General features: G+C 71.0%; 20 protein-coding genes. 16 read left to right on the top strand and 4 right to left on the bottom strand.

All coding sequences use genetic code 11. The features are described from left to right. Positions 1-2,835 (bottom strand): MMPL family transporter (locus tag LQV45_RS02695; RefSeq protein WP_230005622.1); only part of this gene is annotated, 2,835 nt, incomplete at its 3' end. 125 nt (positions 2,836-2,960) lie between these two features. On the opposite strand from LQV45_RS02695, the gene LQV45_RS02700 reads away from it, so the two are divergent. Then, positions 2,961-3,587: a TetR/AcrR family transcriptional regulator gene (locus tag LQV45_RS02700; protein ID WP_230005623.1), complete on the top strand. Its 627-nt coding sequence runs from the start codon at positions 2,961-2,963 to the stop codon at positions 3,585-3,587. Here the strand turns inward: LQV45_RS02700 and LQV45_RS02705 are convergent. Further along, the gene (locus LQV45_RS02705) at positions 3,574-4,575 is read right to left on the bottom strand and encodes an o-succinylbenzoate synthase (RefSeq protein ID WP_230005624.1); all 1,002 of its coding nucleotides are present in this window, start codon (positions 4,573-4,575) and stop codon (positions 3,574-3,576) included. The genes LQV45_RS02700 and LQV45_RS02705 overlap by 14 nt on opposite strands. A gap of 47 nt (positions 4,576-4,622) precedes the next feature. Between LQV45_RS02705 and LQV45_RS02710 the strand changes: the two genes are divergently transcribed. From LQV45_RS02710 to LQV45_RS02725, 4 genes are read left to right on the top strand one after another with little or no spacing between them, the layout of a single operon-like run. After that, positions 4,623-5,420 (top strand): LLM class F420-dependent oxidoreductase, encoded by a 798-nt coding sequence (locus tag LQV45_RS02710; protein ID WP_230005625.1) that lies wholly within the window; start codon positions 4,623-4,625, stop codon positions 5,418-5,420. A gap of 5 nt (positions 5,421-5,425) precedes the next feature. Further along, positions 5,426-6,328, top strand: a complete 903-nt coding sequence (locus LQV45_RS02715; protein ID WP_230005626.1) for a 1,4-dihydroxy-2-naphthoyl-CoA synthase — start codon at positions 5,426-5,428, stop codon at positions 6,326-6,328. A 28-nt stretch (positions 6,329-6,356) separates the two neighbouring features. Further along, positions 6,357-7,508 carry an AMP-binding protein gene (locus LQV45_RS02720; protein ID WP_230005627.1) on the top strand — a complete coding sequence of 384 codons (1,152 nt, stop codon included), beginning with the start codon at positions 6,357-6,359 and terminating at the stop codon, positions 7,506-7,508. Between the two features lie 11 nt (positions 7,509-7,519). After that, positions 7,520-8,491 (top strand): 1,4-dihydroxy-2-naphthoate polyprenyltransferase, encoded by a 972-nt coding sequence (locus LQV45_RS02725; protein WP_230005628.1) that lies wholly within the window; start codon positions 7,520-7,522, stop codon positions 8,489-8,491. A gap of 20 nt (positions 8,492-8,511) precedes the next feature. On the opposite strand, the gene LQV45_RS02730 is transcribed toward LQV45_RS02725, so the two are convergent. Further along, positions 8,512-8,823 carry a DUF4229 domain-containing protein gene (locus tag LQV45_RS02730; RefSeq protein ID WP_230005629.1) on the bottom strand — a complete coding sequence of 104 codons (312 nt, stop codon included), beginning with the start codon at positions 8,821-8,823 and terminating at the stop codon, positions 8,512-8,514. Between the two features lie 74 nt (positions 8,824-8,897). Here LQV45_RS02730 and LQV45_RS02735 point away from each other — a divergent pair, with 74 nt between their 5' ends. The 3 genes from LQV45_RS02735 to LQV45_RS02745 are packed head-to-tail and all read left to right on the top strand — an operon-like array spanning position 8,898 to position 12,016. Continuing rightward, positions 8,898-9,326, top strand: a complete 429-nt coding sequence (locus LQV45_RS02735; protein ID WP_138174276.1) for a PLD nuclease N-terminal domain-containing protein — start codon at positions 8,898-8,900, stop codon at positions 9,324-9,326. 2 nt (positions 9,327-9,328) lie between these two features. Continuing rightward, a complete protein-coding gene (menD, locus tag LQV45_RS02740; RefSeq protein ID WP_374208132.1) occupies positions 9,329-11,104 on the top strand; it encodes a 2-succinyl-5-enolpyruvyl-6-hydroxy-3-cyclohexene-1-carboxylic-acid synthase in 1,776 nt (591 codons plus the stop codon). A 54-nt stretch (positions 11,105-11,158) separates the two neighbouring features. Further along, a complete protein-coding gene (locus LQV45_RS02745; protein WP_230005630.1) occupies positions 11,159-12,016 on the top strand; it encodes a PPK2 family polyphosphate kinase in 858 nt (285 codons plus the stop codon). 3 nt (positions 12,017-12,019) lie between these two features. Here the strand turns inward: LQV45_RS02745 and LQV45_RS02750 are convergent, their stop codons facing one another. After that, entirely contained in the window at positions 12,020-13,234 is a 1,215-nt protein-coding gene (locus tag LQV45_RS02750) for an isochorismate synthase MenF (RefSeq protein WP_230005646.1), read from the bottom strand. A gap of 97 nt (positions 13,235-13,331) precedes the next feature. Here LQV45_RS02750 and LQV45_RS02755 point away from each other — a divergent pair, with 97 nt between their 5' ends. From LQV45_RS02755 to LQV45_RS02790, 8 genes are all read left to right on the top strand, one after another. Continuing rightward, a complete protein-coding gene (locus tag LQV45_RS02755) occupies positions 13,332-13,895 on the top strand; it encodes a DUF402 domain-containing protein (protein ID WP_230005631.1) in 564 nt (187 codons plus the stop codon). Positions 13,896-13,904: 9 nt separating this feature from the next. Further along, positions 13,905-14,624: a demethylmenaquinone methyltransferase gene (locus tag LQV45_RS02760; RefSeq protein WP_290370195.1), complete on the top strand. Its 720-nt coding sequence runs from the start codon at positions 13,905-13,907 to the stop codon at positions 14,622-14,624. 76 nt (positions 14,625-14,700) lie between these two features. Beyond that, positions 14,701-15,762, top strand: a complete 1,062-nt coding sequence (locus tag LQV45_RS02765) for a polyprenyl synthetase family protein (protein ID WP_230005632.1) — start codon at positions 14,701-14,703, stop codon at positions 15,760-15,762. Between the two features lie 40 nt (positions 15,763-15,802). Continuing rightward, complete coding sequence (locus tag LQV45_RS02770) at positions 15,803-17,176, top strand: FAD-dependent oxidoreductase (RefSeq protein WP_230005633.1); 1,374 nt, start codon at positions 15,803-15,805, stop codon at positions 17,174-17,176. Positions 17,177-17,349: 173 nt separating this feature from the next. After that, a complete protein-coding gene (locus tag LQV45_RS02775; protein WP_230005634.1) occupies positions 17,350-18,615 on the top strand; it encodes an extracellular solute-binding protein in 1,266 nt (421 codons plus the stop codon). Further along, positions 18,612-19,583, top strand: a complete 972-nt coding sequence (locus LQV45_RS02780) for a carbohydrate ABC transporter permease (protein WP_138177321.1) — start codon at positions 18,612-18,614, stop codon at positions 19,581-19,583. Before LQV45_RS02775 ends, LQV45_RS02780 begins: the two co-directional genes overlap by 4 nt. Next, on the top strand, positions 19,583-20,431 hold the full coding sequence (locus LQV45_RS02785) for a carbohydrate ABC transporter permease (protein ID WP_230005635.1): 849 nt from the start codon (positions 19,583-19,585) through the stop codon (positions 20,429-20,431). Before LQV45_RS02780 ends, LQV45_RS02785 begins: the two co-directional genes overlap by 1 nt. A gap of 29 nt (positions 20,432-20,460) precedes the next feature. Further along, a complete protein-coding gene (locus LQV45_RS02790; RefSeq protein ID WP_230005636.1) occupies positions 20,461-21,723 on the top strand; it encodes an ABC transporter ATP-binding protein in 1,263 nt (420 codons plus the stop codon). The last annotated feature ends 26 nt before the right edge of the window (positions 21,724-21,749 follow it).

Genomic DNA, 21,749 nt, shown 5'->3' on the forward strand with positions numbered 1-21,749 from the left:
GGGCAGCGCGAGCGAGGTCACATCGGGCCGATGCGCGTCGGAGAGGAGGGCGAGCGCGCGGCGTTCGTCGCGGGCCGACACGACGAGCGTGAAGGCCGACCCGGCGTCGTCGTTGCGCTCACGCGCCTCGACCGCGGCGCGTCGCAGCGTCTCGGCGATGTCGGCTCGGGCATCGGCGTCCAGCCGATCGACGTCGCACAGGACGGCGAGGCGGGTCCGGCCGGCGACGGCGCGGGCGACCTCGTCGACGGCGGTTTCGGCGTCGTCCAGCAGCGCCACACCGACGCGGGAGCGCACGGCACCCGCGCGGTCGGGGAGGAGGAGCCCGTCGACGCGCAGGCGACCCTCGAGCGTCGACAGGCGGCCGGCGAGTGCGAGCAGCAGCGGGCGGGTGACGCGCGTCTCGCCGGTGACGAGCAGCGTTCCGCCGTAGCCGAGGCGCAGGTTCACGTCGGCGAACGCGGGTTCGGCGTTGTCGGAGGCCGGGGTCGCGCGCAGGTCGTCGGCGGCGATCGCGATGGCGGGTTCGCTCGGCCAGTCGGACAACCCCAGTTCGCGCTCGACGGCCTCACCCTCGACGTCGAGTTTCGGGAGCAGTCGGTCGAGCCAGCGCGGCATCCACCAGGCCTTCGCGCCCAGAAGGGCGAGCACGGCGGGGACCAGGGTCATGCGCACGAGGAACGCGTCGACGGCGACGCCGACAGCGAGGCCGAGGGCGATGGGTTTGAGGCTCGAATCGCCCTCGGGGACGAACGCGACGAACACCGAGAACATGATCACGGCCGCGGCCACGACCACACGCGCTGAGCCCACGAATCCGCTGCGGACGGCGCCGAGGGCCACTTCGCGCGGCGTGCGACCCTCGCGGTCGGCGTGCACGTAGTCCTCTCGCATACGCGAGACGAGGAACACCTGATAGTCCATCGCGAGGCCGAACAGCACACCCATCACGACGATCGGCATGAAGCTGATGATGGGGCCGACCTTGGCCACGTGGAGCGCGTCGGCGAACCACCCCCACTCGAACACCGCGGCCACGACGCCGAAGGACGAGGCGACCGACAGCAGGTAGCCGGCCGCGGCGGTCAGCGGCACCCAGATCGAGCGGAAGACGATCATGAGGAGGATCAGCGAGAGACCGACCACGAACACACCGAAGGGGAGGAGCGCCGCTCCCAGCTGATCGGAGATGTCGATCGTGACGGCGGTGTAGCCGGTCACCAGCAGCCGCACGCCGAACTCGTCGTACAAGCGGTCCTCGGCGGCGCGGAGCTCGCGCACGAGGTCGGCGGTGCGCGGGTCCTCGGGGCCGGTCTCGGGCACGATCTGCACGATGCCGGTGTCGGCGGTCTCGTTAGGGGTTGCCAGGGCCACCTCGGCGACGCCGGGGATCTTCGCGACCTCGTCGCCGATGTTCTGCATCAGGGTGAGCGGATCGTTGGAGGTCACGATCGTCCCGGTCATGATGAGCGGGCCGTTCGCGCCCGGGCCGAAGTACTCGTCGGTCAGTTCGTAGGCGGTGCGCGCTTCGTTGCCCGGGGACAGCTGGCCGGCGGTCGGGAGGGTGAGGGCGAGGCTGCCGGCGGGGATGGCGGCTACCCCGAGAAGTCCGATCACGGCCACGGACGTGACGACGGGATGCCGCGTCACCAGACCCACCCAGCGGCGGGCGGGGCCGTTGCGCGCGGCCCGGACCTTCTGGGCGGCGATCTTCTCTTCGCGGTCTGCGGCGGCGGCCGCGAGGGCGTCGGTGTCCTCCTGCGCCGTCATCCCCCGGCGCCGGCGCGCGCTCGTGCGCTTCTTCGCGAAGCCCCAGCCGACGACGCGCCCCTTCGCGAACCCGAGGAACGCGGGCGTCAGGGTCAGTCCGATGCACACTGCGATCGCGACGGCGACCGAGGCGGCCACGCCCATCGTGGTCAGGAACGGGATGCCGGCGAAGCTGAGGCCGATGAGCGCGATGAGCACGGTGATGCCGGCGAACACGACGGCGGATCCGGCCGTACCCGTGGCCCGCGCGGCGGATTCCTCGGGGTCCATCCCGCCGCGCACCTGGTCTTGATGTCGCGACACGATGAACAGGGCGTAGTCGATGCCGACCGCCAGCCCCAGCATCACCGCCAGCAGCGGGGTCGTGGAAGAGACGGTCGCGAAACCGGTGGCGATGAAAATGAGTGCGACCGAGAGCGCGACACCGAGGATCGCGGTGGCCAGCGGCATCCCGGCCACCAAGAGCGACCGGAACGTCAGCATGAGGACGATCGCGGCGATGACCACGCCGAGCGCTTCGGTGATGCTGGGCGCGGGGAGTTCGGTGGCGAAGAGCTGGCCGCCGAGCACGGTTTGCGACCCGGAAGGCAGGTCGGTGCCGAGCGTGGCGCTGAGCTCGCGCAGGCCGTCCTCGGTCGCGGTGGGAACGGCGGTGGACTCGCCGGAGAACTGGATGCGGATGATCGCCGCGCGGCCGTTGTCGGACACGCCGCCGGAGACCCGCTCGTCGAAGGGGTTCGTCACGGCCTCGACGAAATCGAGCTTCTGGATGTCGGAGACGGTCGTGCCGATGGCATCCTGATATCCCTGGTCGCGCACGCTCGTGCCGTCCGCGGAGACGACGACGATGTCGGCGCTGGCCCCGCTCACCTGCGGGAACGTGCGCGAGAGCATCTCGAGACCGGCTTGCGACTCGGTGCCGGGGATCGCGAAGGTGTTGTCGGTGCCCTTGGCGAACAGGGCGACTCCACCCCCGGCGAGGACGAGGATCAGCAGCCAGGCCGACAGGACGCGCCACGGGTGACGGAATGACCAGCGGCCCAGGGTGTACAGGAATGTGGACACGGTGGCTGCTCCCGGAAGTCGGCGGATGGTCGATACAGCACCGTATCGGATACAACAATGTATCGTAGTGACTCGGGGTGGGCATCAACCTGAGTCTCGCCCGTGAAGCCAGAGGGAGTCGCGGCATGACCGACACGGCACCGGCGCCGTCGCGTCGACGCGAGAACACCCGCACGCGCCTGATGGATGCCGCGGCCCAGATGTTCGCCGAAGAGGGCATCGACGCCTCATCGGTCGAGGCGATCTGCGAACGCGCCGGATTCACCCGTGGTGCCTTCTACTCCAACTTCGCGTCCAAGGAGGAGCTCTTCCTCGCCCTGTGCGAACGCTCCGCCGACACCACGCTGTCGGCGGTTCGCGAGCGCATCGAGTCGCTCGAGGTACGCGGCCTGGATGCCGACATGGAAGTGCGCAACCTCGTGCAGGAGGTGCTCGAGGTCGCCGGACACGATCGGCTGGACGTGCTGCTGGGCGCGGAGATCCGCGTGCAGGCGCTGCGCAACGCCGACTTCGCCGAGGCCTACCTCGCGCTGGACCGGGGACTGTCCGACAACGTCTCGCACCTCATCCGCGACGTCGCCCAAGCGCGCGGCCTCGCGCTGCGCGTGCCCCTCGACGAAGCGACGGATCTGCTCCTGTCGACGTGGGTGTCGGTATCGGAGCACGCGCTCATCACGCGAAGCGACCCCGACGGCGCACGCCGCGATCTCGCCCACCGGCTCTCGCACATCGTGGCGCTCATCCTCGAGTGATGTCCGCCTCCAGGATCCGGTAGCACCGCGCGAGCCGCTGCAGCCACCAGTCGCACCGATCGGCGGGAGCCTCGAGACGGTCGAGCCCGGACGTCGTCGGGAACGGACGCGTGACCGCGAGGGCGCCTGCCCGGGGGCGCAGGGGCTCGGCGACGACGTCGGCGGTGAACAGGGCGGCGGTGCCCAGCCCGCAGTCGTACTCCAGCTCGGGCAGCGCAGCGGCGAGGGCGAGCCCCATCGACAGGCCGATCGAGGTGTCCAGGGCGCTGGAGACCACGGCGGGCAGGCCTGCTTCCTCCACGATCGCGAGTGCCGCGCGCACGCCGCCCAGCGGCTGCGCCTTGATCACCAGCAGGTCGGCGGCGCCGGCCCGTGCCACGCGCAGCGGGTCGGCGGCCTTGCGCACGCTTTCGTCGGCGGCGATCGGGATGTCGAGGTAGCCGATGCGCTCGCGCAGCTCCGCGAGCTCCTCGACCTCGGCGCACGGCTGCTCCACGTATTCGAGGTCGAATCCGGCGAGGGCGTGGACGGCGCGCTCGGCCTCGTCGACGTTCCAGCCGCCGTTCGCGTCCACGCGCACGCGGCCCTCGGGGCCCATCGCCTCGCGCACCGCCCTCACCCGTGCCACGTCGTCGGCGAGCACCTGACCGGGCTCGGCGACCTTCACCTTGGCCGTGCGGCATCCGTCGTACCGGGCGAGCACCGCGGCGACCTCTGCCGCCGCGACGGCGGGCACGGTCGCATTGACGGGGATGCTCGCGCGCACCGCGGGGGGAGCGGGATACCATCCGAAGTCGATCGCGGCCGCCAGCCACGTCGCCGCCTCGGGGTCGTCGTACTCGACGAACGGGGAGAACTCCGTCCATCCCTCGGGGCCCTCGAAGACGACGGCCTCCCGGGTCCGGATGCCGCGGAAGCGGGTCGCGAGCGGGAGGGCGACGACCCGCGCCGTGGCGAGGACGTCGGAGAGAGGGGGGAGCGGGCTCATCGTCCCATCCTGGCCTCCGTCCGGGGCCCCGGGAATAGGCTGGGCCCATGCTCTTCGACACCCCGGTCCGGCTCGGCGTCCAGATCCAGCCGCAGCACGTGCAGTACTCCGACATCCGCGACGCCGTCCTCCGTCTGGAGGAGATGGGCGTGGACGTCCTGTTCAACTGGGACCACTTCTTCCCGCTCTACGGCGACCCCGACGGCGAGCACTTCGAGGCGTGGACGATGCTCGCCGCCTGGGCGGAGCAGACCGAGCGCGTGGAGTTCGGCGCCCTCGTCAATTGCAACAGCTACCGCGGCGCCGACCTGCAGGCCGACATGGCCCGCACGATCGACCACATCAGCAAGAAGGGCGGCGACACCGGCCGCTTCCTCTTCGGCACCGGCTCGGGCTGGTTCCAGCGCGACTACGACGAGTACGGCTACGACTTCGGCACCGCCGGCTCGCGACTGAACGCTCTCGCGAGCGACCTCGACCGCATCGTCGAGCGCTGGGGAAAGCTCAACCCCGCCCCCACGCGCAAGATCCCCGTCATGATCGGGGGCAAGGGCGAGCAGAAGACGCTCCGCATCGTCGCCCGGCACGCCGACATCTGGCACAGCTTCGTCACCCCCGACGAGCTGCCGCACAAGTTCGACGTCATCCAGCGGTGGGCCGAGACCGAGGAGCGCGACCTGTCCGGCCTCCTCGTCTCGAACGAGCTCAAGGACCGTGACGAGGACATGGCCGACGCCCTGTACGACGCCGGAACGCGTCTGTTCACCCTCGGCTTCTCGGGCCCGAACTGGGACTACTCGCTCATCGAGCGCTGGCTGGCCTGGCGCGACGCCAAGAACGCCTGAGTACGGTGACCGTCTCCGACATCTTCGACCCCGCCGAGTGGACCCTGGCGCCGGGCGCTGAGGCGTACACCGACATCACGGCGCACGTCACGCACGACGGCCGCATCGCGCGGATCGCCTTCGACCGGCCCGAGGTGCGCAACGCCTTCCGCCCCCACACGGTCGACGAGCTGCACCGGGCCCTCGACATCGCCCGGCAGGATCACCGCATCGGCGTCGTGCTGCTCACCGGCAACGGCCCGAGCCCGAAGGACGGCGGTTGGGCGTTCTGCTCCGGCGGCGACCAGCGCATCCGCGGACGAGACGGCTACAAGTACTCGGACGACGAGACCGCGGTCGCCGACCACGGCCGCGCGGGACGCTTGCACATCCTGGAGGTGCAGCGGCTGATCCGCTTCATGCCGAAGGTGGTCATCGCGGTCGTCCCCGGGTGGGCCGCGGGCGGTGGGCACTCGCTCAACGTGGTCTGCGATCTGTCCATCGCGAGCGCGGAGCATGCGCGTTTCAAGCAGACGGATGCCGATGTCGGCTCCTTCGACGCCGGCTACGGTTCCGCGTACTTCGCCCGCCAGATCGGGCAGAAGTTCGCCCGCGAGATCTTCTTCCTCGCGGAGGAGTACTCGGCCCAGCGCGCCTACGAGATGGGGGCGGTCAACCGGGTCGTGCCGCACGCCGATCTGGAGCGCGAGGCGCTGGCGATGGCACGGACGATCCTCACCAAGTCGCCTACCGCCGTGCGCATGCTGAAGTTCGCGTTCAACGCCGTCGACGACGGACTCGTCGGGCAGCAGATCTTCGCCGGAGAGGCCACACGTCTGGCCTACGGCACCGATGAGGCCGCCGAGGGCCGCGACTCGTTCCTCGAGAAGCGCGACCCCGACTGGTCCGACGTCCCGTGGCACTACTGAGCCCCGGGTGCCGCGGCCCGGTGCTCCCGTGAGGCTGGAGTCGGTGGCATCCGAGGATCCGCGCGACGTCCTGCGGGCGCTCCGACACGCGGTCCTCGGGGCCGGGCCCGCCGTGAGCCTCGGCGGGGGGACGGATCTGCCGGCCGAGGTGCCCGCCGGCACCGCCGTGGTCATCACGACGTCGGGGTCGACCGGGGTGCCCAAGTCCGTCGCGATCGGCCGCAACGCGCTCATCGCGAGCGCGTTCGCGACCGCCGCGCGGATCGGCGAAGGCGCGTGGCTGCTCGCGGTGCCGGCGACGTACGTAGCGGGCGTCCAGGTGCTGGTGCGGGCCTTGGCGGCCGGGCGCGAGCCCGCCGTGCTCTCCGGGGCCTTCCGCCCCGAACCCTTCGCGGCCGCGGCCCTGGGGATGGCCTCGTACGAGAACGGCTCCCGGGTGCCCACCTACACCTCGCTCGTGCCCGCGCAACTGCAGCGCCTGCTGGATGCGGCCGAGACCGACGCCGAGGTCGCCCGGGCGCTGCGGTCCTTCGAGCGCATCCTCATCGGCGGTCAGGCTCTGCCCGTCTCGCTGCGTGAACGCGCCGACGCCGTCGGGGCGCGGATCGTCCGCACCTACGGATCGACCGAGACGAGCGGCGGGTGCGCGTACGACGGCGTCCCCCTGGACGGCGTCGACCTCGCGATCGTCGACGGCGAGGTGCGCATCTCGGGACCGACCCTCGCCGACGGATACGTGGGGGATCCCGACCGCACCGAGGAGGTGTTCCCGAGGGATGCCGCCGGCGTCCGGTGGTACCGCACCGGGGACGGCGGCGAACTGGTCGACGGTGTCTTGAGGATCACGGGCCGTCTCGACAACGTCATCGTCTCGGGCGGCGTGAACGTCTCGCTCGACCGCGTCGAGGCCGCGGTGCGCGCGCTCCCCGGGATGGAGTCGGCGGTGGTCGTGCCCGTCGACGACGAGCGGTGGGGCCAGGGATCGGCGGTCGTGGTCGCCGGGGCGCCCGGCCTCGACGAGCAGGTGCTGCTCACCCGCGTGCGGGAGGCGGTCGCCGCGGCCGTCGGCGCGGTCGCCCGACCGGCACGCGTCATCACGATCGACGCGCTGCCGCTGCTGACCTCGGGCAAACCCGACCGGGCGGCCCTCCGGCGTCGGTTCGGCTCCACCAGGAATTAGGCTGTCCCTCCGTGGCAGCACAGTCTCGCAAGCGTTCGCGTCCCGCACCGAAACGACGTCCCGGCGGAAACCCCCAGAAGGCGCAGCGTCCCGCGCCGCGGGCAGCGACCCCCGCGACGGCGCGCGACTGGATCGCGGCCGCGCGGCTGCGCACGCTTCCGCTGGCGGTCACGCCCGTCCTCATCGGCACGGGGGCAGCGACACTCGTCGACGACCGCTTCCACTGGGTCATCGCCCTGGCGTGCCTCGCGCTGGCGTTCGCGCTGCAGATCGGCGTGAACTACGCCAACGACTACAGCGACGGCATCCGCGGGACCGACGACGTCCGTGTCGGACCGGGCCGGCTGACGGGCGGCAAGAAGGCGCGCCCGCGCACCGTGCTCATCGTGGCGCTGGCGTTCTTCGCCCTCGCCGCGGTCATCGGCCTCGCGCTCGTCATCCGCACCGGCCAGTGGTGGCTCATCGCGGTGGGGGCGGCGTGCATCGTCGCGGCCTGGTTCTACACCGGAGGTAAGCGCCCGTACGGCTACAACGCGCTCGGCGAAGTGTTCGTCTTCGTCTTCTTCGGACTCGTCGCGACCCTCGGCACCACGTGGCTCCAGGTGCAGTCGCTGCCGCAGGAGGCGTGGTTCGGCGCGGTGGCGGCGGGCCTGCTGGCCTGTGCCGTGCTGCTGGCGAACAACCTGCGCGACATCGACCAGGACCGTCTCGCGGGCAAGCGCACGCTCTCGGTGCTCATCGGCCGCCGGGCCACGCAAGTGCTGTTCACGCTGTTCGTGCTCGCCCCCTTCGGCATCGCGGTGTTCCTCGCCCTGGTGTATCCCGTCGCGTGGCTGACCCTGATCGCGATGCTCGGCGCACTGGCGGCGACCCTCATCGTGTGGACCTACCGTGCGCCGCGCGAACTCGTCACGGCCCTGCAGGTGACGAGCTTCACGTCGGTCGCGTACGGCGCCCTGCTCTTCTGGGCGTTCGTGGCATGAGCGGGCACCGGCCCGAGCGTTCAGCGGGCGGTGTCGGGCCGTTCGTCCCGCGTGCCGTCGACGGCGGCATCCTCGGCGTCGGCATCCGCCTCGGCCGCGGTGCGGCGGTTCGCCGCGCGCCGTGCCTCGCGGCGGTCGGCGAGGTCGCCGGTCACCTGGTCGAGGGGGCGGCGCAAGAACAGCAGCGACAGGCTCAGGCCGATCAGGGCGGCGAAGACCGCGGCGAGCCACGGCAGCTCGCGGAAGATCGGGAAGAGCAGCAGCACGCCCAGCGGCACCAGGAACGCCAGCAGACGCAGCACCGTGTAGACCAGGGCGGAACGGGCACGCATACCCCCACTCTACGACCGCCGCCTCGGGCCCCGGCGCCCGGCCCGTGTCCAGGCAGCACACGTAGAATCGGTGCATGGCACGCCTGCTGCTGATCCTGGCGCTCGTGGCGACCGCGTTCTGGGTCTACACGATCGTCGATTGCGCCGTCCAACCGGCCGCCCGCCACCGCGGGGTCAGCAAGCCCGCGTGGATGGTGATCGTCATCGTGCTGCCGGTGCTCGGTGGCATCCTGTGGTTCGTCATCGGTCGCGGCCGTGCGGGTCGCCCGCTGCTGCGCCGCGCCCCCGACGACGACCCCGAATTCCTCGGTGGCCTCTCCGCTCGCGCCCGCGCCGATCAGGACGAGCGGATCCGCCGGCTCGAAGAAGAGCTCGCGCAGCTCGATTCCGAGGCCGACGACCCGCGGGACACGCCCCCGGCGCCGGGCCCGAACACGGACGGCCCCGGCGGCAAGCCGGGCACGGACGACGACGGCCGCGGTCAGCGCGGCGCCGTCGGCTGACCGTGGCACCGACCGAACGGGGCGCCTCGGCCCCGGCCACCGACGCGGCCGCCGCCCTCCTGGCGGGCCTGGTTTCGCGCGGCGTGCGTCACCTCGTCGTCAGCCCCGGATCCCGCTCGCAGGCGCTCGCGCTCGTCGCCGCCGACCTCGAGCGAGCCGGTCTCGTGCGCCTGCACGTGCGCATCGACGAGCGCGTCGCCGGGTTCACCGCCCTCGGCATCGCTCGCGAGAGCGGGATGCCGGCCGCGGTGATCTGCACGTCGGGCACCGCCGTCGCCAACCTCCTTCCCGCCGTCCTCGAGGCGCACCACGCCGGCGTCCCGCTCCTGGTCCTCACCGCGGACCGCCCGCCCGAGCTGCGGGGCATCGGCGCGAATCAGACGACGCGGCAGCCGGGCCTGTTCCGCGCGGCCGTCCGGTACGAGGCCGATCTCCCGGTCCCCGAGAAGGTGGATCCGGATGCCACGGCGGAACAGACCGCCGATTTCGACGCCGTCGCCGCGACGGCGCTCGCCGCGGCTCTGGGTGAAGGCACCCGCGCCGCCGGTCCGGTGCACCTGAACATCCCCCTCCGCGAGCCGCTCGCGGGCGCCGCGCCCGACTGGCTTGTCGCCCGGGCCACGCGACCGGACCCCGCGGATGCCGTCGCCGAGGGCGAGGCATCCGGGGCCCTTTACCAGGGCGGGGGCGGGATCGGCATCGCCGACGTGCCGCCCGAGCCCGAAGCCGCCTTCGCCCTCGTCCCGGGGCCGCGGACCGTCGTCGTCGCCGGAGCGGATGCCGGGCCCGCCGCCGAAGACCTCGCCCACCACGGCGGTTTCCCCCTCATCGCCGAGATCGTCAGCGGGGCGCGCTTCGGTCGGCACGTCGTCCATTCGTACCGCGCCCTGCTCCGCGACCCGGGGCTGGGCGACCGCATCGAGCGCGTCGTCGTCTTCGGCCACCCCACCCTCAGTCGTGAGGTCACGCACCTCCTCGGTCGCGACGATGTCGAGGTGATCGCGGTGCGCGGTCCAGGCGAGCCGGTCAACCTCAACGGTGCGACGCACGCGGTCGACGCGGTCCGGGCGACGGGCGAGGCCGACCGGGTGTGGCTGGGGGAGTGGATGCGCGCGTCGCGCGCCGCCGCGGTCGACCTGACCCCGCCCGCCCCCGATGCGGACGGGCTGTCGTCCGCGGTGCCGCACGAGCGACTGGGCGCCATCAACGCCGAGGTCGAGGTCATGCGGGCCCCCGTCGATCGGGCGGCCCTCGTGGACGCGCTGTGGCGGGCGACGTGGCCGCACGACCGGCTCGTGTTCGGTTCGTCGCGGCTCGTGCGGGTCGCCGACGACGTCCTCGGCGGCAAGAAGGTCGCGGTGCACGCCAACCGCGGGCTCGCCGGCATCGACGGCACGATCGCGACCGCGACCGGGGTGGCCCTGGCCAGCCAGGACGGCGAGCGTCCCGGCGTCACGCGCGTCCTGTTGGGCGACCTGGCGTTCCTGCACGACGTCGGCGCGCTGCTCCTCCCGTCCGGTGAGCACGAGCCCCGCCTGCAGGTGATCGTCGGCAATGACGGGGGCGGCACCATCTTCGACGGGCTCGAGGTCGCCGCCGTGGCCGGCGACGACGCGATGCGCCGCGTGCAGTACACCCCCCAGAACGCCCGGCTCGAGCAGCTCGCGCTCGCCTACGGGTGGGAGTATCGCCGCGTGACCACGCGGGTCGCGCTCGACCAGGCGCTCACCGCGCCCGCGGGTGGACGACAGCTCATCGAAGTGCCGCTCGAGCGCTGAGCCGGGGGCCGTCAACCTCTGGCGCGGCACGCTCCCACCCGCCACGATGTGACGATGAGTACGCCGAACCGCTGGTCCACGCCCGTCGCCGACGCCCTCCGCGTCGCGCCGGGATTCCGTCTCGCCGACATCGACACCCGGTCGACCCCGGGGTACGACGGCGACAAGGAGCACGGAAAGGCCGACCTCGATGCCGGCGTCGAGCCGCTGTCCGACCTGCAGGAACGTCTCTTCGCGCAGAGCATCGCCGGAACGGCCACCGGATCGGTGCTGCTGGTGCTGCAGGCGATGGACACCGCGGGCAAGGGCGGCATCGTCAAGCACGTCGTCGGTTCCGTCGACCCGCAGGGGGTCGAGCTCGCCTCGTTCAAGAAGCCCACGGCCGAAGAACTGTCGCACGACTTCCTCTGGCGCATCCGCACGCGCCTCCCGGATGCCGGTCGCCTCGGTGTCTTCGATCGATCGCACTACGAGGACGTGCTGATCGGGCGCGTGCGCGAACTGGCGCCCGCCGACGAGATCGAGCGCCGCTACGGCGCGATCGCGGCCTTCGAAGCCGAGGCCGCCGAGCTCGGCATCCGGGTGGTGAAAGTCATGCTGCACATCTCGAAGGAGGAGCAGCGCGACCGTCTGGCCGCACGCCTGGACCGCCCGGACAAGCACTGGAAGTACAACCCGTCCGACGTCGACGAGCGCGCCCTCTGGGACGACTACATGGATGCCTACCAGGTCGCGATCGAGCGCACCTCCACGCCTCTGTCGCCCTGGCACGTCGTCCCCGCCGACCGCAAGTGGTACGCGCGCCTCGCCGTCCAGCAGCTGCTCATCGGCGCTCTCGCCGACATCGACCCGCAGTGGCCCGCGGCCGATTACGACATCGCGACCGAGAAGCAGCGCCTCGCGGCATCCTGAGTCCTACGCGAGCGCCTCGACGATGGGCCGGAACTTCACGCGTGTCTCGAGCAGCTCCGACTCGGGCACGCTGTCGGCGACGATCCCCGCGCCGGCGTAGGCGGTGATCGGGGCGGTCGGAGACGACGGCGCGGCGGGATCGATCTGCGCGCACCGCAGGGCGATGGCCCACTCGCCGTCACCGGAGGCTCCGATCCAGCCGACGGCTCCGGCGTAGCGGCCGCGGTCGAACGGCTCCAGGCGTCGGATGACTTCCATCGCGGTCGCAGTCGGAGTGCCGGCCACGGCCGCGGTGGGGTGCAGGACGGCGACGAGATCGAGCGAGGATGCCGCTTCGGACAGCTCTCCCTCGACGTCGGTGGCCAAGTGCCAGACGTTGGGGAGCTTCAGGGTGAAGGGCTGTTCGGCGGCGGCGAGTGCCGACGTGTGCGGGCGGAGGGCCGCCAGGACGCTCTGCACGGCGAAGCGGTGCTCCTCCTGGTCCTTCGCGCTCTCGGTCAGTGCGAGCGCGGCGGCGACGTCGCTGTCGGCGTCGCCGCCGCGCGCGGTCGTCCCGGCGAGCACCCGGGCGGTGACCGTGCCCCGGGACACGGTGACGAGGGTCTCGGGGCTCGCGCCGATCAGGCCGTCGACGGCGAACACCCAGCAGTCGGGGTACCCCTCCAGCAGCGACCGCGCGAGACGGCGCCGATCGGATCCGGCGGGGACCGTGCCAACGATGTCGCGGGCGAGCACGACCTTGCCCACTTCTCCGGCGCGCACCGCCTCGACCGCCTGGCGGACGGCATCCTGGTACTTCTCGGCGGTCTGGCGGCCGGGTCCGAGCGTGGCCGACCAGTGCGGGCCGAAGGGGGAGCGCGGGGGCAGTTCGGGCTCGGGCTCGTCGGGAGTGTCGGCGAACGCGAGACGCGTCACCCACGCGCGACCGCTGTGGCGACCGACGACCGTCCCGGGCACGCGCAACACGCTCTCGCGCTCCGATCGCGGGTCGAACACGAATGAGCCGAACGCGATGAGCCCGGTACCGGGGAGCCCGACGGGGTCGTCGATCTCGGCCGCGGCCGCGATCCGGCGCCAGCGATCGGCGATCGTGGCGTCGCCGGGCTGGGCTCCGGCGTACCGCAGCGTGAGCAGATCACCGAAGCCGGCGAGGGATTCTCCGCGACGGCTCCAGAAGAGGGGATCGTACCCGGTGGTGTAGTCGAGGACATCCTCCATGGGAGGCAGCTCGCGCGTGATCACACGCAGACGCGGGACGAGGTCATCCGCCGGTTCCTGCACCTTCCCAGAGTAGACCGCGACTTAGACTCGCGGCATGACCTCCCGCCCCGCACCCGGTACCCGGCTCGTGTTCCGCTGGCGGAAGTGGGACGGCTCGCCGCACTGGGAGCAGGACTCCGTCTACCTCGGCTCCGACGTGTGGGGCGACTGGTTCGGCCAGCAGGTGGGGTGGCGCAGTGTCCGCCCGGGCCGGGAGTTCGTATGCCGCGAACCGAACGTCACCCTCGTCCCCGCGAGCGGCGACTGGGCCTTCACGCACAACGCCGCGCCCCACCCGGTCGCGGTGTACATCGACCTGGCGTGGGACGCCGGCTTCGACGAGGACGGCGCACCCACCGGCGTCGACATGGATCTCGACGTCGTCCGCCGCACGGACGAACGCGGCACCTGGATCGACGACCGCGACGAGTGGGACGACCACCGCGTGCGGTACGGCTATCCCGCCGACATCGTCGCGCACTTGGAGTCCGTGGCCGTCGACCTCGAGCGTCGAGTGCGCGCGGGCGACGCTCCCTTCTCGGATGCCGTGACCGGGCCGTGGCTGCAGCGTCTCGCCGACCTCGCGCTCACCGGGGACGTCGAGCCGGACCGCGCCTAGACTCGACGGGTGAGCAGCGACCCCAACCGCGCCGATCTCGGCAAAGATCCGCAGCGTGTCAGCGGCATGTTCGACCAGGTCGCCGCGGCCTACGACCGCACCAACTCGGTGCTGAGCCTGGGCAACGACCGTTTCTGGCGCGTCGCGACCCTCAAGGCCGTCGCTCCGCAGCGGGGCGAGCGGATCCTCGACCTCGCCGCCGGGACGGGGACGTCGTCGATGGCGTTCGTCCCCAGCGGTGCGCACGTCGTGGCCGCAGACTTCTCGCGCGGCATGATCGCCGAAGGTCAGCGCCGCCACGGCGACGTCCCGAACCTCGAGTTCGTGCAGGCGGATGCCACCGACCTGCCGTTCGCGGACGGCGAGTTCGACGCGGTGACGATGTCGTTCGGGCTGCGCAACGTCAACGACCCGCGTCGCGCGCTGCGGGAGCTGCGTCGGGTGACGCGGCCCGGGGGGCGGATCGTGGTGTGCGAGTTCTCGCATCCGCCGTCCCGCGCTTTCAACGGCCTCTACCGCTTCTACAACGGCCGGGTGCTGCCCACCGTCGCGAAGGTCGTGAGCTCGAACGCCGAAGCGTACGACTACCTCAATGAGTCCATCCGCGACTGGCCGAACCAGCCGACGCTGGCAGCGTGGATGCGCGACGCCGGGTGGGCCGACGTCGCCTACCGCAATCTCACTTTCGGCATCGTGGCCCTCCACCGCGGCATCAACCCGGGCGCCTGACGGCGACCGATGAGCGTCCTGTCAATCGTCGAGATACCGGCGGCGGCCCCTGACCGCGCCAGGATAGGCTGAAACCGTGACCCCGAGACCGCCCGCGGCCGGCACCCGCCTGTCGGGCAAGCTGGGCCTGAGTGACCGCATCTTCGGCGGGCTGCGCGCGCGCACCCTGCTGTCTACCGTCGAGGCCGGTCTCGACCTGGTCGAGAGCACCCTCGAGCGCGAGGTGCGCAGCGCCGACAAGCTCGCGGACGTCACCGCCCGCTACCTGTACGAGGCCGGCGGCAAGCGCGTGCGCCCGATGCTCGCGATCCTCACGGCGCAGCTGGGTCGGGGCACCACTCCCGAGGTCGTCGAGGTGGCCACGGCCCTCGAGTTGACGCACCTCGGCTCGCTGTATCACGACGACGTCATGGACGGCGCCGACAAGCGTCGGGGCGTCCCCAGCGCACAGACGGTATGGGGCAACAACATCGCCATCCTCACCGGCGACTTGCTCTTCTCTCGCGCGAGCCAGCTCATGGCTCGGCGCGGCGAACGGGCCATCCAGCTGCAGGCCGACACGTTCGAGCGGCTCGTGCTGGGGCAGATGCACGAGACGGTCGGCCCGCAAGAGGGCGACGAGCCGGTGGAGTTCTACCTCCGGGTGCTCGCCGACAAGACCGGCTCCCTCATCGCCGCGGCCGCCCAGTCGGGCGTGATCTACTCGGGCGCTCCCGAGGAGTTCGAGGCCCCGATGGTCGTCTTCGGTGAGAAGGCGGGCGTGGCCTTCCAGCTGCTCGACGACGTCATCGACCTCTCGCCGGATCCGTCCGAGACCGGCAAGGTGCCGGGCACCGACCTGCGCGCCGGTGTGCCGACCATGCCGTATCTGCTGCTCGGCCACCGCACCGATCAGGCCTCCGCCGACCTGCGCGCGCGCATCGACGAGGGCCAGGACCGCATCGCCGCGGGCGCCGACCCCGCGATCCTCGACGACGCGCTCACCGAGCTGCGCGAGCACGAGACCACGCGCGAGACGCTCGACTTGGCCCACCGGTGGTCGCAGGACGCGATCGACGCGCTCGCACCGCTGCCGGACGGCGCCGTCCGCGAGGCCCTGACGCGGTTCGCCCGCGCCGTGGCCGACCGTTCCGCCTGACCCATCTCCACCCCCCCCGATCACGATCGAGAGGACCTCCATGACGAAGCTGCGCCTTGCCATCGTCGGCGCCGGCCCCGCCGGCATCTACGCCGCCGACATCCTGTTGAAGACGGAGCGCCAGTTCGACGTGTCGATCGACCTGTTCGAGCAGCTCCCCGCCCCCTACGGTCTCGTCCGGTACGGGGTGGCCCCCGACCACCCGCGCATCAAGGGCGTCATCACGGCCCTGCGCGAGGTGCTCGACCGCGGCGACATCCGTATCTTCGGCAACGTGCGCTTCGGCGAGGACATCACCCTCAACGACCTCAAGCAGCACTACAACGCCGTCATCTTCGCCACCGGTGCGATCCGCGACGCCGACCTGGACATCCCCGGCATCGACGCCCACGGCTCGTACGGCGCCGCGGACTTCGTCAGCTGGTTCGATGGACACCCCGACGTGCCGCGCGAGTGGCCGCTGGAGGCCGAGTCCGTCGCCGTCATCGGCAACGGCAACGTCGCCCTCGACATCACGCGCATGCTCGCCAAGCACGCCGACGACCTGCTGCCCACCGAGGTTCCCGACAACGTCTACCAGGGACTCAAGGCCTCGCCGGTCACCGATGTGCACGTGTTCGGTCGCCGCGGGCCCGCCCAGGTCAAGTTCACCCCGCTCGAGCTGCGCGAGCTCGGCGAGCTGCGCGACGTCGACATGGTCGTGTACGACGAGGACTTCGATTACGACGACGCCTCCCGCGCCGCGATCGAGACGAACAAGCAGGTCAAGGTCATCGACCGCGTCCTGCAGCAGTGGCGCACGCGCCCGGGCGTGAACAACGCCGGGGGAGAAGCCTCGCGCCGTCTGCACCTGCACTTCTGGGCCAAGCCCCTCGAAGTCGTCACGGATGCCGAGGGTCGCGTGGCGGCGCTTCGGTACGAGCGCACGAAGCCCGACGCCGAGGGTGGCGTCGTCGGCACCGGCGAGATCCGCGAGGTGCCCATCCAGGCGATCTACCGCGCCGTCGGCTACTTCGGTTCGCCCCTGACGGACGTGCCCTTCGACGAGCGCCACGGCGTGATCCCCAACCAGGAGGGCCAGGTCATGGCATCCGACTCGAACGAGCGGATGCCGGGCCTGTACGCGACTGGGTGGATCAAGCGCGGCCCGGTGGGACTCATCGGCCACACCAAATCGGATGCCATGGAGACCGTGCGCCACGTCATCAACGACCAGGGCGAGTGGTGGCAGCCGGCGCACCCCGAGGAGGAGGCCATCCCGGCGCTCCTGGCCGAGCGCGGTGTGCGCTGGACCGATCTCGAAGGCTGGCATCGCCTCGACGAGCACGAGGTCGCGCTCGGCGCACCGCACGAGCGTGCGCGCATCAAGGTCGTCCCGCGCGACGAGATGATCCGGATCTCGCGCGGCGAGTAGCCCCGCCCCCCAGAACCGCCCCGTCCCACGACGGGGCGGTTCTGCGTTCCGCCCGCGCGAATAACATCCGCCCACGCCCCGGGCAACCCTCGTGCCGGGATTTCACCCCCATCGGCAGGATGGACCTCACGACGCCGGGCAGTACGGCCCGCGCACCGAGGCGAGGGGGCCGGATGCGAACGGTGAGACGGATCGTGGCCGGGGCGTCGGCCCTCGCCCTGGCGGGCACGCTGGGAGCGTGCTCGGCCGGCGACGTGGTGCCCACGCTCACGTGGTACATCAACCCCGACGACGGCGGTCAAGCCGAGATCGCGGCATCCTGCACCGAGGCGGCGAACGGGGCGTACCGCATCGAGACCTCGCTCCTGCCACGTGATGCGGCTTCGCAGCGCGAGCAGCTCGCCCGACGCCTCGCCGCGAGCGACCGCTCGCTGGACATCATGAGCCTGGACCCGCCGTTCATCCCCGAGCTCGCCGAACCCGGGTTCCTCGCCCCGGTCCCCGAAGAGCTGCAGAACACCGACGGCGTCGTGCAGGGCGCGGTGCAGTCGGCGAGTTGGAACGACGAACTGGTGACGGTGCCCTTCTGGGCGAACACGCAACTCCTCTGGTACCGGAAGTCGGTGGCCGAGGCGGCGGGCCTGGACATGACCCAACCGGTCACGTGGGATCAGATCATCCAGGTCGCCGAGGACCAGAACACGCAGCTGGGCGTCCAGGGCGCGCTCGCCGAGTCCCTGACGGTGTGGATCAACGCGCTGGTCGCTTCGGCCGGCGGGAAGATCCTCGAGGATCCGGACGCGAAGCCCGACGAGATGCAGCTCGGCCTCGACACGGACGCCGGCAGGAAAGCGGCCGACATCATCGCCCGGATCGGCTCGTCCGGCCTCGCCGGGTCGGGTCTTCCCACCGCCGACGAGAACGCGAGCATGAACCTCTTCCAGGGGGACGACGGCTCGTTCATGGTCAACTGGCCCTTCGTCTACCCCGCGATGCAGGGCGCGGCTCCCGAGGTCGTCGACGACCTCGGCTGGGCCGTCTACCCCCGAGTGGATGCCGGGACCCCGGCGGCCCCGCCGGTGGGTGGCATCAACCTCGGTGTCGGCGCGTACAGCGCGCACACCGACCTGGCCTGGCAGGCGGTGGCGTGCATCGTCAGCCCCGAGAACCAGGCCCAGTACTTCGTCACCAACGGCAACCCGCCCTCGAACACCGCGGCCTACGACGACCCGCAGGTGCAGGAGAAGTTCCCGATGGCCGACACGATCCGCGAGTCGCTCGACCTCGGCGCGCCGCGGCCCCAGACGCCGTACTACAACGAGATCTCGATCGGGCTGCAGCGCACCTGGCATCCGCCGACCGCGGTGAACCCGGACACGACGCCGCAGACCTCGACCGATTTCATCCTCGCGGTGCTCAGAGGGGAGCGACTGCTGTGAGCCAGACTCTCGCCCGCGCCGAACGGCGCGACGCGGCATCCGAACCGGAGAAGCCGCACAAGAAGCGGCGATCCGACCGCGCCCGTGCCGAGGTCCGCCTCGGGTGGATGCTCGCGGGCCCCGCGTTCGGGATCATGCTGCTGGTCACGCTGTACCCGATCGTGCAGGCGCTGTGGGATTCGCTGTTCAGCCTGCGCTTGACCGCCCCCGGTGATCGCGAGTTCATCTGGTTCCGCAACTACCAGGTGATCCTCGGCGACCCGGCGTTCTGGCAGTCGATGGGGGTCACCCTCTTCATCACGGTCGTCACGGTGGCGCTGGAGCTGGTCATCGGGTTCGGGTTCGCCCTCGTGATGCACCGGGCCATCAAGAAGCTCCGGGGCTTCGCCCGCACCGCGATCCTCGTGCCGTACGGCATCATCACGGTGGTCTCGGCGTTCGCGTTCTTCTACGCGTTCGACATCAACTCCGGCGGCTACGTCAACAACTGGCTCGCGTGGATCCCCGGGTTCGACGAGAACCTCAACTGGTTCGCGTACCAGGGCACATCGTTGACGGTGATCATCCTGTCCGAGGTATGGAAGACCACGCCGTTCATCTCGCTGCTCCTGCTCTCCGGCCTCGCCCAGGTGCCGGGCGATCTGGAGGAGGCCGCGAAGGTCGACGGAGCGACCGCGTGGGAGGTGCTGCGCCGCGTGATCCTGCCGAACATGAAGGCCGCGATCATGGTCGCGGTGCTGTTCCGCACGCTCGAGGCGTTCCGCATCTTCGACAACATCTTCATCATGACCGCCGGTGCCAATGACACCGAGGCGCTGTCTCTCCTGGCGTACAACACCTCGATCGGGCGGTTGGAGATCGGTCTCGGATCGGCCATCTCGGTGCTGCTCTTCCTCAGCGTCCTGATCATCGCGGGCATCTTCATCAAGGGCTTCAAAGTGGACCTGTCGGCGGGAAGGAACTCCTGATGCGCGCGATGACCTGGCCCCAACGGATCCTGTGGCTCGCGATCATCGCCGCCGTCCTGGTGTGGTCGCTCTTCCCGGTCTTCTCGATCGCGATGACCTCGTTCAAGACGCCGGCGGGTCTGTTCTCGGGCACGCTTCTGCCCGAGGAGTGGACGCTCGACAACTACGCCACGATCCTCGCGCCGGGCGGCAGCGCGCAGGACCTGTTCCTGCCGGCGCTGCGCAACTCGATCGGGATCTCGCTCATCGCGACGTTCATCGCCGTGGTGCTGGCGACGCTGTGCGCCTACGCCATCGCGCGCCTGGACTTCCCGGGCAAGCGCGTGATCCTCACGACGGCGCTCGCGGTGTCGGTGTTCCCGATCGTGTCGATCGTCACGCCGTTGTTCAACCTGTGGCGCGTCGTGGGGCTCTACGACACGTGGCTCGGGCTGATCATCCCGTACCTGTCGCTGACGCTCCCGATCTCGATCTGGACCCTCGCGGCGTTCTTCCGGCAGATCCCGTGGGAGCTCGAGCAGGCGGCGCAGGTCGACGGGGCGACGCCGTTCGAGGCGTTCCGCAAGACCGTGGTGCCCCTGGCCGCGCCCGGCGTCTTCACCACCGCGATCATCGCGTTCTTCATCGCGTGGAACGACTTCGTCTACGGCATCTCGTTGACGTCGACGGATGCCGCCCGCCCGGTGCCCGCGGCCCTGTCGTTCTTCACCGGGGCGTCGCAGTTCGAAGAGCCCACGGGCGCGATCTCGGCCGCCGCGATCGTCGTCACCATCCCCATCGTCATCGTCGTCGTGATCTTCCAGCGCCGGATCGTGTCCGGTCTCACGCAGGGCGCCGTCAAGGGCTGAAACCCGTCAAGGGCTAAAGGAGAGACTCCATGGCATCCATCACCCTCAACCGGATCGTCAAGACCTACGACGACGGCTTCACCGCGGTCAAGGGCGTCGATCTCGACATCGCCGACGGCGAGTTCGTGATCCTCGTCGGGCCCTCGGGGTGCGGCAAGTCGACGCTGCTGCGCATGATCGTCGGCCTCGAGGACATCTCCGACGGCGAGCTCAAGATCGACGACGAGGTCGTCAACGACAAGGCGCCGAAGGACCGCAACCTCGCGATGGTGTTCCAGAACTACGCGCTGTACCCGCATCTGACCGTCTACGAGAACATCGCGTTCCCGATGCGGCTGAAGTCGAGCGACCTGAGCGACACCGAGATCGACGAGCGTGTCCGCAAGGCGTCGAAGCTGCTGGAACTCGACGAGCACCTCGAGCGCAAGCCCGCGAACCTCTCGGGCGGGCAGCGCCAGCGTGTCGCGATGGGGCGCGCGATCGTGCGTAACGCCAGCGCGTTCCTCTTCGACGAGCCGCTGTCGAACCTCGACGCGAAGCTGCGCGGCCAGATGCGCACCGAGATCGCGCGCCTGCAGCGTTCGCTCGGGATCACGACCGTGTACGTCACCCACGACCAGACCGAGGCGATGACCCTCGGCGACCGCGTGGCGGTGCTCCGCCGCGGCGAGCTGCAGCAGGTCGCGAGCCCGCGCGGGCTGTACGACCAGCCCGTGAACCTCTTTGTCGCCGGGTTCATCGGCTCCCCGCCGATGAACTTCCTCAGCGGAACCGTCGACGGCGACGTGCTGCGGCTGCCGATCGCCGACGTGCCACTGGACGACCGCTTGCGTGCCGCGGTCGAGGGCCGCGACCTCGTCATCGTCGGCGTGCGACCCGATGCGTTCGAGGACGCCGACGCCACCGAGCGCGATCTCGACGGTGGCGTGACGGCGGAGCTCGACATCGAGATGACGGAATGGCTCGGCGAAGTGCTCTACGCCTACGTGCCGTACGAGACCGACGCCACGGTGAAAGACAAGCTGTCCGAGCTCGATCGCGACCTCGACGGCGAGAGCCTGCGCACCGAACTCGTCGTGGCGCTGGATGCCATGAGCTCGGTCCGGGCGGGGGATGCCGCGCGGCTGTGGTTCTCCCCGGACTCGCTGCACCTGTTCGATCCCGAGACGGGCGTGAACCTCACGCGCGACGAAGTCAAGGCCGAGAAGCTCGAGGAAGACGCCCGGGCCGCGCGGACGCGGGCGCTGGAGCGCGCGAAGGAACGTCAGGAGCGTGAGCAGCAGCGGGCATGAGCGCGTCTCCGCTCTAGGCTGGGGCC

It is taken from the genome of Microbacterium sp. Bi128 (genome assembly GCF_918698205.1).

Excerpts from the sequence above, each read along its gene's own strand:
- LQV45_RS02700 (WP_230005623.1), top strand. The coding sequence starts at position 2,961 with ATGACCGACACGGCACCGGCGCCGTCGCGTCGACGCGAGAACACCCGC.
- LQV45_RS02755 (WP_230005631.1), top strand. The coding sequence starts at position 13,332 with ATGACCTCCCGCCCCGCACCCGGTACCCGGCTCGTGTTCCGCTGGCGG.
- LQV45_RS02710 (WP_230005625.1), top strand. The coding sequence starts at position 4,623 with ATGCTCTTCGACACCCCGGTCCGGCTCGGCGTCCAGATCCAGCCGCAG.
- LQV45_RS02770 (WP_230005633.1), top strand. The coding sequence starts at position 15,803 with ATGACGAAGCTGCGCCTTGCCATCGTCGGCGCCGGCCCCGCCGGCATC.
- LQV45_RS02705 (WP_230005624.1), bottom strand. The coding sequence starts at position 4,575 with ATGAGCCCGCTCCCCCCTCTCTCCGACGTCCTCGCCACGGCGCGGGTC.
- LQV45_RS02750 (WP_230005646.1), bottom strand. The coding sequence starts at position 13,234 with ATGGAGGATGTCCTCGACTACACCACCGGGTACGATCCCCTCTTCTGG.
- LQV45_RS02745 (WP_230005630.1), top strand. The coding sequence starts at position 11,159 with ATGAGTACGCCGAACCGCTGGTCCACGCCCGTCGCCGACGCCCTCCGC.
- LQV45_RS02775 (WP_230005634.1), top strand. The coding sequence starts at position 17,350 with ATGCGAACGGTGAGACGGATCGTGGCCGGGGCGTCGGCCCTCGCCCTG.
- LQV45_RS02790 (WP_230005636.1), top strand. The coding sequence starts at position 20,461 with ATGGCATCCATCACCCTCAACCGGATCGTCAAGACCTACGACGACGGC.
- LQV45_RS02785 (WP_230005635.1), top strand. The coding sequence starts at position 19,583 with ATGCGCGCGATGACCTGGCCCCAACGGATCCTGTGGCTCGCGATCATC.
- LQV45_RS02735 (WP_138174276.1), top strand. The coding sequence starts at position 8,898 with ATGGCACGCCTGCTGCTGATCCTGGCGCTCGTGGCGACCGCGTTCTGG.
- LQV45_RS02730 (WP_230005629.1), bottom strand. The coding sequence starts at position 8,823 with ATGCGTGCCCGTTCCGCCCTGGTCTACACGGTGCTGCGTCTGCTGGCG.